Consider the following 2,793-nt stretch of genomic DNA (forward strand, 5'->3'; position numbering starts at 1 on the left):
AGCGCCCGTAGGCTCTCCAGCAGGGCAGGGGATCCCCGCTCATCAACTGCTGGATGAGCTCCTGCCAGGCCAGGGCCAGGGGATGGGCGCAGATTTCCCGAAACACCAGCAGCTTAGCCGCCGCTTCCGCCGCTTCTTCTAAGGGAGTCATCGCTTTAGGTACGGCTCTTAGCATTGTCTACTCTCCCAGAGGGAGAGGGGCCGGTGGTGAGGGCCGGCGTTGGGTTAGCGAGCATTGTCCCGCCGGCCTAGCTCATAGAGGCCACCGCCAACACAGGCAATGAGGCCCCAGGAGACAGCCCAGCTTTTGCCCAACGAGATCTCGGTGAAAGCCACCACCACTGCTGCTGCCAACAGGAAAGGGATGACGCTGAGCAGAGAGGCCAGAGCCCCACTGGGATCCCAGGACAACTGCTTTTCCCAACCCTCCTGCAGGCGGCGGTGCAATGGCGACAACCCCCACATCAACCCCAGGCTCCAGAGGGCTGTGGCCGCCCACAACGAAGGGCGGATCGCCTCCAGTCCCCCAAATTCAACCCCCATAGCCTCCATGGCCAGCTCCCAACCCTGCCTTTCTAGGCTAGCGGGATTGGGCCCAGTCGGTGGCAGTAATGGTGGTGCCGGGAAATTGAATGGGATTGCCCAAGCTCTGGATCTGGGCTTGGAGAGCGGGCAATAGCTGCAAGTCCAGCAGCGGCTCCCGCAGGATCTCGGCCGGGATCAGATCCCGCTCCAGGGCAAAGTGAGCCGTGTGACCCGCTGCCGTGCCAATGGCCCATTCCACAGGATGCACCCGGTAAGAGGCGCTGGCAATGCGGCTGGTGGCGATGTTCTTGCTGCCAGCTAGAAGATTGTCAATGCGCTGGGGGATCAGGGCCCGCAGCGGGATCTGGTAGGGGTAGGTAGGGGCTTGGGCATCTTGGTTGTGGCTGGGGGGCAGCGAAAAATCGGGCAGCAGGCACTCGTGAAAATCAATAGGGTACTGCCCCACCCCCACCGAATCGTAGAAGATGAAGGGGCGCCCGCGGTTTAGCTCCGATTCCCGCGTGGTGATATCCGACTCGTAGATGGTGAACCCCTCCGGGTAGGCAAGGCTGGGCCGACCGAGGATGCGCCGCGACTCGCGGATGTAGGGGTACTTGGAGAGACCACTGGAAGTTCCCATCGGGCTATTGGGCCCTTTGAGGTAGCGGTAGCGCAGGTAAAAGTCCTTTTGAAAGTCAGGATCCGCCTGCTGCAGGAGAAAATCCGTCCGCCCCGCCACCAACCAGTAGAAGAAGCCTTTAGCATGTTGCTCAGCCCGCCGCAGCGCCTCTACCCGCAAGCCCCCCATCCAGCCGCCGGGATCCAGTTGCCCTGAGGCTTGCAGTTGCTCGTGGGTGAGGATGAGGTTCTTGTCTGGCCCGGTGATGCGCCAGTCGTTGCCCCAGGTCCAGTTCTGCAGGGATTGATCCCCCACCCGGATGGCCTCTTCCCCAAAGCCAAATACCTGTCCCCGGATGCGGCGGTAGGTGAAGACCAGAGCAAAGTTAAAGCGCGGCTGTTCAAAGCTGTAGTAGGGGCCGTGCAGCGGGTCGTTGTAGAACTCCGGCTTGATGGGCACCTGCGGCACAGCGGAGCGCTCGATAACAAAGGTGTAGGTAAACCCCTGGGTGCAGTAGGGATCCCTGTAGGGCTTGGAGCTGGGCTCCCAGCGGCTTTTCCCATCCGTGCCAAGGCGGTAGGGCACTCGCGCCAGGGGCAACAGCTCGCCGGTTTCGGTAGCATCGATTACTACCCAAGGTAAAGTTTTGCCCTGCCGCTGCGGCGGCGGCTCAAAGCGCAGGATCTCTTTGTCCCAGTCTGCGGTGGGCTCTAGGCGGTAAAAATCCAGCAAGTAGGTGGAGAGATCCCCCCGATTCTCCGGCTGGACGCCGGCGTGTTTGGGAATATTGCGGATGGCCTGCACACTGCGGACTTGGTAATTCTCAATCTCCACGTCCTTGACCACCGTCTCGGTAAACAGCCGCAACTGCCCCGACTGCAGGTAGGGATCCAACATCTCTCGGATGACCTGGTGGCCCACCTGGGGTGAGAAGCAGAGCACGCTCACCCAGCACTTGCCGGGGTTGGGATCACCGCCGTACTTTTCCCGCACCCGGCGGCGAAACTCTCTATAGCCCTGGGGAAAGATCTCGTTTTCCCGCTGCAAGGGCCGCTCATCCAAAGCCGAGACCCCCTGGGCGCTCACCTGGCCGCCAATCCAGTCGGTCATTTCGGTCATGCACACCTGTCGCCCCAAGCGCAGGGCATCGTAGGCCGCCGCCACCCCCCCCAGCCCGCCCCCGGCGATGAGGATCTCGCAAGGGATGCGGGTTTCCGGCAGAGGCTGGGCCAGAGCCGCCCCGGCGACCAAGATCCCGGCCCCCAGGGCACCGCAGCCCCATCCCTTTAGGTTGAATGCCAGCTTCATCCCTGCCCCGTAACTCGGCCTGCTGGACTTTCCGGCAACTTTTATCATGGGGGAAAGCGCTGCAACTGCTCATGCCGGATCCCACCTTCGTCATCACCACACCCATCTACTACGTCAACGCTGCCCCCCACATCGGCAGCGCCTACACCACCATGGCAGCGGATGCCATCGCCCGTTACCACCGCCTGCGGGGCAAGGATGTGCTGATGGTAACGGGAACTGACGAGCACGGCCAGAAGATCCAGCGCACCGCTGAAGAGCGCGGCCTTCCGCCGCAGCAGCACTGTGACGAGATTGCCGCCCAGTTTGTAGAGCTTTGGCGGTTGCTGGATATCCGCTAC

The 2,793-nt window shown here is 62.2% G+C and carries 3 protein-coding genes; 1 reads left to right on the top strand and 2 read right to left on the bottom strand.

Going from position 1 to position 2,793, the window contains the following annotated elements; translation table 11 throughout:
* Positions 1-225: 225 nt before the first annotated feature.
* Complete coding sequence (locus tag NW835_RS03435) at positions 226-543, bottom strand: hypothetical protein (RefSeq protein ID WP_414334789.1); 318 nt, start codon at positions 541-543, stop codon at positions 226-228.
* Positions 544-580: 37 nt separating this feature from the next.
* Positions 581-2,452, bottom strand: coding sequence for an FAD-dependent oxidoreductase (locus NW835_RS03440; protein ID WP_414414527.1), 1,872 nt, complete (start codon positions 2,450-2,452; stop codon positions 581-583).
* A 71-nt stretch (positions 2,453-2,523) separates the two neighbouring features.
* On the opposite strand from NW835_RS03440, the gene NW835_RS03445 reads away from it, so the two are divergent.
* The coding region (locus NW835_RS03445) for a class I tRNA ligase family protein (RefSeq protein WP_414414530.1) at positions 2,524-2,793 on the top strand (270 nt) is incomplete at its 3' end.

It is taken from the genome of Synechococcus sp. OH2 (assembly GCF_047462155.1).
In the GTDB taxonomy this organism is placed as follows: Bacteria; Cyanobacteriota; Cyanobacteriia; order Thermostichales; family Thermostichaceae; genus Thermostichus.

What these genes read in the sequence shown, in the direction of transcription:
- NW835_RS03435 (WP_414334789.1), bottom strand. Translation starts at nt 543, where the DNA reads ATGGGGGTTGAATTTGGGGGACTGGAGGCGATCCGCCCTTCGTTGTGG.
- NW835_RS03440 (WP_414414527.1), bottom strand. Translation starts at nt 2,452, where the DNA reads ATGAAGCTGGCATTCAACCTAAAGGGATGGGGCTGCGGTGCCCTGGGG.